Origin of the sequence: Streptomyces viridochromogenes, from assembly GCF_001270495.1 — a bacterium.
In the GTDB taxonomy this organism is placed as follows: domain Bacteria; phylum Actinomycetota; class Actinomycetes; order Streptomycetales; family Streptomycetaceae; genus Streptomyces; species Streptomyces viridochromogenes_A.
In genome coordinates this window covers 1-7,472 of sequence record NZ_LGUR01000035.1, presented here as the reverse complement: position 1 = coordinate 7,472, position 7,472 = coordinate 1, and the positions used below count along the sequence as shown (strand labels likewise).

4 protein-coding genes are annotated in these 7,472 nt (G+C 72.6%); 2 read left to right on the top strand and 2 right to left on the bottom strand.

Going from position 1 to position 7,472, the window contains the following annotated elements; genetic code table 11:
• Positions 1-1,202 (bottom strand): L-2-hydroxyglutarate oxidase (gene lhgO, locus ADK36_RS05990; protein ID WP_234329689.1); only part of this gene is annotated, 1,202 nt, incomplete at its 3' end.
• Between the two features lie 266 nt (positions 1,203-1,468).
• Here lhgO and ADK36_RS05985 point away from each other — a divergent pair.
• The gene (locus ADK36_RS05985) at positions 1,469-2,851 is read left to right on the top strand and encodes a histidine-type phosphatase (protein WP_048587455.1); all 1,383 of its coding nucleotides are present in this window, start codon (positions 1,469-1,471) and stop codon (positions 2,849-2,851) included.
• Between the two features lie 110 nt (positions 2,852-2,961).
• Here ADK36_RS05985 and ADK36_RS05980 read toward each other — a convergent pair whose 3' ends face one another.
• A complete protein-coding gene (locus ADK36_RS05980; RefSeq protein WP_048587454.1) occupies positions 2,962-4,386 on the bottom strand; it encodes a hypothetical protein in 1,425 nt (474 codons plus the stop codon).
• 701 nt (positions 4,387-5,087) lie between these two features.
• Here ADK36_RS05980 and ADK36_RS05975 point away from each other — a divergent pair.
• Entirely contained in the window at positions 5,088-7,184 is a 2,097-nt protein-coding gene (locus tag ADK36_RS05975; protein WP_048587453.1) for an asparagine synthase-related protein, read from the top strand.
• Positions 7,185-7,472: the final 288 nt, after the last annotated feature.

Below are 7,472 nucleotides of genomic sequence, written 5' to 3'. Positions count from 1 at the left end.
CCCTCCAACACCGCCAACGCCCTCCGCGCAACCTCCCGCCCGATCGGCAGCGAAGCGGTAGCCGCAGGGCTCGGCGCGTTCAGCACATGCACGGCCCGCGCCCCCTCCCGTATCAGGAAGTCGTCCACCAGCGCCCCGTCCCGCAACACCGCCTGCGCCCGCACCCCCGCCGCAGCCGGCACCAGATCATCCGCGTTCACCGCGGGCAACAGCCTCCGCACCGCCTCCGTGAACGCCCCCCGGGACACCGACCGCCGCAGCTCCCCCGCCCCGTACCGCCAGTGCTGTCGCGCCATCCGCCACACCCCGGGCCACGCCACCGTCGCCGCGACCTCCCGCGGTCGTACCACGCCCCACCCGTACCCCTCCCGGGCCAGCGCCGGCACCGCGTTGGGCCCGATGTGCACATCCCCGTCGATCCCGCGCGTGAGATGCACCCCGAGGAACGGAAACGCCGGGTCCGGCACCGGATACACCAGCCCCCGCACCAGCTCGGGCCTAGCCAGCGAGTAGTACTCGCCCCGGAAGGGCACGATCCGCACCTCGGGCTCGTCCCCCGTCATCCGGGCCACCTCGTCGCAGTACAGCCCGGCACAGTTCACCAGCACCCGCCCCCGCACGACGTCACCGCGTGTGGTCCGTACGGCGACCCCCAGCTCCGCCCGCCGGTCGACGCGCTCGACCTCCGCCCCGTACCGGATCTCCGCCCCGGATGCCTCGGCCAGCTGCCGGGCGACCCCGACGAAGTCACAGACGCCCGTCGTCCCGACGTGTATGGCGGCGAGCCCGCGCACCTCCGGCTCGTACTCGGCGATCTGGGCGACGCCCAGCTCCCGTACCGGAATGCCGTTCTCCCGGCCGCGCTGCACCAGCGCGTGCAGCCGTGGCAGCTCCGCACGCTCCGTCGCGACGATCAGCTTGCCGGTGACGGCGTGCGCGATGCCGTACTCCGCGCAGAACTTGACCATCTCGGCGGCGCCGCGCACCGCGTACCGCGCCTTCAGCGAGCCCGGCCGGTAGTAGATCCCGCTGTGGATGACCCCGCTGTTGCGCCCCGTCTGATGCCGGGCGGGACCCGGCTCCTTCTCCAGCACGGTCACCCGCGTCCCCGGCGCGGCACGTGTGATCGCGTACGCCGTGGACAGCCCGACGATCCCACCACCGACCACGAGCACGTCACAGTCGTAAGCGATCGTCCGCACCTGCTCCACCTCCCGGTTTCGATAATGCACTGCGCCACTGACAACGCACTCAAACCCGAGGGAGCACCGCGTTCCGACGGGAAGCGGGGCCCGTGCACCCCGGCGTGACGATTCCCAGGGGGAACCTTGGGCAAGGGCGGTAGATCCGGCCACTCGTCCGCCGTGATCCAGCCACGGGGAGTTCACGCACCGCTCCGACGATGCGGCAGATCACCCGGACTGCCGCATCGGTGCGATGCAGCGGCACTGAAAGAAGCGGCACCTCCATGAGACGCCCGACCCCGGCCCTCGCCCCCGCCTTCGCTCCTGTCCTGGCCTCGGCTCTGGCCCTCGGCCTGGCCACCCTGCTGGCCGCCGCTCCGGCCGGCGCCGCCACGAACACGAGCACCAGGGACAGCTACGGCACCAAAGCGACGTACACCCCCGGCCAGAACACCCGCACCTACCAGCGGCCCCCGGCCGGCTTCACCCCCGTCTTCACGGAGAACGTCTCCCGGCACGGCTCCCGCGCCGCGACCGACGGCGAGGACGCCGACCTGGTTCTCGCGCTGTGGCAGAAGGCCGAGGCCGCCGGCCGGCTCACCGCCAAGGGGAAGCAGTTCGGGCCCAAGGTGCGGGCACTCCGCACCGCCATGAGCAGTGTGGGCTACGGCGACCTCAGCGGGCGGGGCGAGCGCGAGATCCACGACACGGCCGTACGGATGGAGCAGCGGCTGCCGGGACTGTTCCAGCGCATCGCCGGTGACAAGGAGAAGATCGACGTCGTCAGCTCGGGGCAGGGGCGCGCCGTCGACAGCGCGAACCTGTACGCCGCCGGGCTGGCCGAGGCCGACCCCGACCTGAAGCCACTCATCGGCCCGACCCGCACGGACGTCGACCTCCTGTACTTCCACAAGGCGGCCGGCGGCGCGGCCTACCGGGACTACATCGCGAACGACCAGCGCCTCGCGAGCACCCTCAAGTCGATCACCGGCCAGCCCACCACCCACTGCGCCGCCCGCGACGTACTGAAGAAGCTCTTCAAGGGCGACTTCGTCGACCGGCTCTCCGACGGCGACCGGGTGGCCGCCGCCACGGCCGTCTACAACCTGTACGCCATCGCGCCCGCCATGAGCGACGAGAGCCCCGGCGGCAAGGGCTGGGGCTTGGAGCGGTTCATCTCCGAGCGGGACGCGGCCTGGTTCGGGTACCTGAGCGACGTCGAGGACTTCTACGAGAAGGGCCCCGGCTTCGCCGGCAGCGACATCACGTACAAGATGGCGGACGTTCTGCTGGACGACTTCTTCCGGCAGATCGAGGCCAAGCGCGCCGGCACCAGCGACCTGGGCGCCGAGCTGCGCTTCACCCATGCCGAGGAGATCATCCCGCTGGCCGCGCTGATGGGCTTGCCCGGCAGCACGAAGGGCGCCACCGCCGAGCAGCCGTACACCTACGCCGACAACGCCTGGCGGGGCGCGTCCGTGGCGCCGCTCGGCTCGAACATCCAGTGGGACGTCTTCCGCAAGGGCGACACCTACCTGGTGCGGATGCTCTACAACGAGCAGGAGACCGCCTTCAAGGCCGGCTGCACGCCGATCTCCAAGGGCAGCACCTTCTACAAGCTCGACGAGCTGGAGCGCTGCTTCGGGCGCACCGACAGCGCGTCGTGACGCCGTGACCGTGGCGCGGTGATGACGTCGTGATCGTGACGCCGCAACGGGCGCCGGCTCAGGCTCGCTGAGCCGCCGCCCGCTCACGCGCGCGTGCCGAGGATCTCCACCTACGCCGGAGCCATCAGCAGCGGCCGTGCACGTTCCCGCAGTTCGACCACCCGCGGCTCGTCGCCGTACGGCTCCAGGCGGTGCAGCAGGTCCTTCACGTACTCCGTGGTGCGCGCGGACGATATCCGCCCCGCGACCTCCACCGCCCGCACGCCCTGCTCGCACGCCGCATCGAGGTTGCCCGACTCGAGCTCGGCGACCGCCGAGACGACCAGCCGCAGCCCGTGCGAGCGCACGAACTCCTCCGTCGGCTTCGACAGCGCCTGCTCCGTGAACCGCCGTACCTGACGCGGTGCCTTCAGGTCCCGGTAGCACTCGGCGGCGTCCGCGGCGAAGCGGTCGTAGGAGTAGAAGCCGAGCCACGAAGGGTCGTTGTCGCCCTCTCTGGACCGCTCCAGCCAGCCCTCCGCCGCCTTCAGCGCCGCGCCGGCGGCCTGGGCGTCACCAGCGCGCGCGTGCGCGCGTGCCTCGACGAGACGGAAGAAGCTCATGGTGCGGGCCGTGGCCAGCCCCCGGTTGCGTTCCAGAGCGGCCTGGGCGAGGTCGACGCCCTCGTCGCCGAAGCCCCGGTAGGTCGCCTGGAGCGACATCGACGCGAGGACGTACCCGCCGAGAGGTACGTCCGCGGCGGCTCGCGCGAGGCGCAGCGCCTGGATGTAGTACCGCTGGGCGGCCTCCTGTTGCCCGGTGTCGAAGGCCATCCACCCGGCGAGACGCGTGAGTTCGGCACTCGCCCCGAACAGCGCCCGCCCGACTTCGTCGGAGTACGAGCCGAGCAGCAGCGGCGCCGCCTCCACCCGTAGGCACTCCGGCACCATGGACGAGCGCCAGTCGCCGCCTCCGTACTTGGAGTCCCAGCGCCTGGCGTCGTCGGCGGCCTCCCGCAGCTTCTGCACATCGCTGTGGCCGACTTTGAGCGGTGCGCCGGAGTCCTCCGCGGAGTTCACCTCGCGCGCCACCGAGCTGTCGGCCGGGGTTATCAGCCATCGTGAGGCAGGCGTTGCATATGCGCTTACCGCGAACGAGCCGGCCAGCGACTGCCAGATGCCACCGGTGCCGGTGCGACGGCCGGCGAGGTCGAGACGGTACAGCTCCGTCGCCGACTTCACCGCCTGTCCGACGTCCCGGGGGAAGGCGAGGCCCACTTCGGGCGCGGGGTCCGCATCCGCCAGGCCGATCTCGTGGAGCGGCACCGGACGGCCCAGCTTCTGGCCGATGGCAGCGGCGATGAGATGCGGCGCGGCGCCCTGCGGCACCATGCCCTTCGACACCCAGCGCGCCACCGACGTCTTGTCGTAGCGAAGAGTCAGTCCTCGTTGAGCGCCAAGATCGTTGACGCGTCGGGCGAGTCCTGCGTTGCTGATTCCCGCGAGGGCGAGAACGGCGCCGAGTTTTTCGTTCGGCCCGCGTTGCTCCCTGGACATGCGCCACCCCTCGACACAGACGGCTGCCGCGCTGGCATAACCATGCGGCATTCGTAAACCCAGCGTAGTTCGCCGCATCCCAAGCGTTAAGGGGCATTCTTCCGGATGGCGGGATTGTGGTCCGTACTCAAGTGCGCACCCCCTACGCACAGTTGTGACGTGCTCCCGTTGTGTGGCCGTGCGCCCGTCCGTGCGCTCTTCTCCAGCCATCGGGGGAGCGGTTCCATGGCTCATGCGTGGGTCGGCCCGCTGTACTGGATCCAGTGGGCTGGGGGATTCCGCCGCCTACATCCCCGCGGGCGGCGGAACGGTCCGGGGGGCGTACACCGTTCCCCGGACTGCGCGCACGGCGAGCACACCGAGTAGTGCGTGGTACTTGCACGGAGTGTGCGCGAGCCTGTCCTTACGTCGCCGATTTGGCTGAAAATCGACCCCGCCTCCCTGGGGTAATTACCGCTCCGACCATGGAACTTGAGGGCGCGAAGGGCGTTTTCGGGGAGCGCACCGGGGGCGCATTCGCGTCGCGGAAGTCGAGCGATCGCCTTGCCTCGTCCGGGTGTTCGGACCCCGTGACGATCCACGCGCGCGTACAAGTCCGGGATCCCGAGCGGCTCCGCCGCCGCTCCGGCGCGCGTCCTTCATGGCAGCATGGTGACCGGTTCGTGCGGTGCACTGGTTGTCCACAGCCTGTGGAGGCGGCGATGCGGTGGTTGGTGGGATGGAGCAGCACCACCGCGGTGGCCGCCGGTATCGGCGCCGCGGGGGCCACCGGAAGCGACGGCGAGACGGTGCACCCGGTCGGGTCCCAACTCCTGTGGGGCGACCCCGATCCGCTGTGGGCGGTCGGCGACTGGCGCCCGGACGAGGTGCGCGTGGTGAAGGCCGACGCGCAGACCCGGATCGCCGTACTGGGGACATGCGGGGCGAGTGACGAGCAGCTGCGCCTCGCTCTGTTCGCCGCGCGCGGAGGCGCACTTCGGCATCTGACCGCCTGGTCCGGCAGCTACACGGCCGTCGTCCAGGTCGGCCGCCGGGTCACCGTGTGCGGCGATCTGGCGGGCGCGCGGCCCGTGTTCTACACCCCCTGGGCGGGCGGTACGGCCTATGCGACCGCCGCGCTCCCCCTCGCCGACCTCATCGAGGCCAACCTTGACTTCGGCCACCTCGCCGCGCTGCTGGCCGCCCCCGACGTACCGGCCGCGCTGCACGACTCCACGCCGTACGACGGCGTACGGCGCATTCCGCCGGGGCATGCGCTGATCCTGCGCACCGGGGCGCGCGAGATCGCCGGGTACGAGCCGGTCGCCTCCCTGGCGGTGGCGGCGCCGACCGCCGATCCGGACAGCGCGGTGGACGCCGTACGCGACGCCCTGGTGGAGGCGGTACGCGCGCGTCTGTCCGCGCCTCGCCATGTCCCCGGCGCCGACATAGACCCGGGCCCGGTCCCGGGAATGGGGCCCGCCGAACGGCGTGCCGCGCGCGGGATGCCGGTTCCGGGCATCGGCGCGGACCTCTCCGGCGGCCCCGCGTCGGGCACCCTGGCGCTCCTCGCCGCCGGCCTCCCCGGGATGCCGGGCACGGTCCTGGGCCACGGCACGGGCGCGGGAGAGCGCCTCCTGGCGGTCACCTTCAACGACCTCGCGGTGGGCGGCCGCGAGGCAGAGCTGGAACGCGCCGGAACCCTGGCGGCCAACCCCCGTCTGCACCACGTGGTGGTGACGGGCGGCGAGGAGACACTGCCCTACGCCGACCTGGACGGCCCGCTGACGGACGAGCCGGGCCCGAGCCTGGTGACGGCCGCGCGGCACCGCGCGCGCCTCGCCTCCGGCAGCGCCGACCACTTCACGGGCTACGGCGCCCGCCAGGTCCTGGACGCCCATCCGGCCCGCCTGGCCGACCTCCTGATGGACCGCAAACGCCGCCATCTGGTCCGCCCGGTCGCGGCGCTGGCCAAGGCGGACGGCTCGGTGCTGGTCCCCGCGCGCGTGTACGGCGCGGCGAGAAAGCTGGCCCGCACGCCGTACCGCACTGGCCTGGAGTCCCTGGCCGCCCGCCTGATGGACCGCCGCTTCGACGAACCCGGAGGTGCCGTAGGGGCGTCGCTCGCCGCGCTCACCTGGGCCAGACCAGGCCCGGCGGCCCGCTGGCTGACCGGCGAGGCCCTGGCTGAAGTATCGGTTCGCCTGCAGGCGGCGACGAGCCGCAACGGCGTAGGCCCCGGCCAGCGCCCGGGCGACTACCGCGCGCGTGCGGCCCTCGCCCGCCACGCCGCGGACATCCGCGTCCTGGAGCAAGCCGCCGAGATCCGCTCCCAACGCCTGCACACCCCGTTCCTCGACAACCAGGTCGTCCGCGCCTGCCGCGCCCTCCCGGAGGCCCTCCGCGTCCAGCCCGGCGCCCGCGCCGCCATCCTCCGCACGGTCCTGGAGGGCGCCGGAGTGGCCGACCTCCCGCCCGGCTGGGGCGCCCCGTCCCACGCACCGGCGGCGGTGGCCGCGCGCACGGGCCTGCGAGTTGCGGCCGACTCCCTGATGGACCTGTTCGGCACGCCCCTCCTGGCCCAGGCGGGCCTGGTGGAGGCCCGAGTGGTCCGCAAGGCCCTCCGCGCGGCCGCCGAGGGCGAACCCCTCCCCCTGGACGGCCTCGCCGACCTGGTCTCCCTGGAACTCTGGCTACACCGCCTACTGTCCCGCCGAGGCACCTGCTGGACGGGCACCCCCGCCCGCCAACGAGCGGTACCGGCGGGGATCAAGCCGCAACGGGGGGCACTGGGCGCGGGGGCGGCACGACGGGGCTGACCCCCTCGGTCACTGACCAGCGCAGGCCCAGGTATTTCAGCCCGTCTGGGGGCACCCCCTCTGGGGGAGTTTGAGGACGAGGCGATTGCCGTCCCGATCCCCGATCTTTCAGCCCGTCCGGCGTTTGAGGACGAGGCCGTAGGCCGATGGGGGTCCAGGGGGCGGAGCCCCCTTGGCGGGGTGGAAGGGGCGGAGCCCCTTCAAGGGATGGGACGGGTAGGGGCGGCGGGGGCGAGAACCCTCCCGGCCCGCCCCCGAACGACCACCGCAACCACGCCACCTCCGGCC

Coding starts and splice junctions, on each gene's coding strand:
- ADK36_RS05975 (WP_048587453.1), top strand. CDS start 5,088: ATGCGGTGGTTGGTGGGATGGAGCAGCACCACCGCGGTGGCCGCCGGT.
- ADK36_RS05985 (WP_048587455.1), top strand. CDS start 1,469: ATGAGACGCCCGACCCCGGCCCTCGCCCCCGCCTTCGCTCCTGTCCTG.
- ADK36_RS05980 (WP_048587454.1), bottom strand. CDS start 4,386: ATGTCCAGGGAGCAACGCGGGCCGAACGAAAAACTCGGCGCCGTTCTC.